This is a genomic window from Streptomyces bugieae (assembly GCF_036352915.1).
In the GTDB taxonomy this organism is placed as follows: Bacteria; Actinomycetota; Actinomycetes; order Streptomycetales; family Streptomycetaceae; genus Streptomyces; species Streptomyces endophytica.
Genome location: NZ_JAZBJP010000145.1, coordinates 1 through 461 on the forward strand (window position 1 = coordinate 1; position 461 = coordinate 461).

Consider the following 461-nt stretch of genomic DNA (forward strand, 5'->3'; position numbering starts at 1 on the left):
CTCGTACCGCAGGGTCAGCGTGCGCAGAGCGTCGACCACCGCCTCCGGGGCGGTGCCCTCGGGGACGGGCCACACATCGTGGATGTTGATGTGGGTGGGGTCGTCCCGCAGGATGCAGCGGATCATGTTGGCCTGGCCCATGGTGAGGGGGCCTCGGCGCGCCTCGCCGCCCGCGTAGGAGACGGTGAGGGTGGTGCGCGGGGGGTTCGGGGGCACGGCGTCCTCGTCGGCAGCGGGGTTCGCGGATCTCGCGGATCTTGCGGAGTTCATCGGTTCACGGCCGGCCATCGGTTCATGGCCATCGGTTCACGGTCATCGGCTCACGGCCAGGCCCGCTTCGGCGCTCGCGCGGGTCAGCGCCTCCCAGTGCTCCATGAGGAGCGCGAAGTCGGCCATGTCGTCCCGGACTTCGGCCAGGAGGGAGGCGCGGCGGTCGGCGAGGGCGTCCGCCACCTCGGTGT

The 461-nt window shown here is 71.8% G+C and carries 1 protein-coding gene and 1 pseudogene; both read right to left on the reverse strand.

Annotated features, from left to right (window positions below):
- Positions 1–270 (reverse strand): annotated as a pseudogene (locus tag V2J85_RS40600) (hypothetical protein); the annotation flags it as partial.
- Positions 271–312: 42 nt separating this feature from the next.
- Positions 313–461 (reverse strand): DUF6271 family protein (locus tag V2J85_RS40605; RefSeq protein WP_330824391.1); only part of this gene is annotated, 149 nt, incomplete at its 5' end.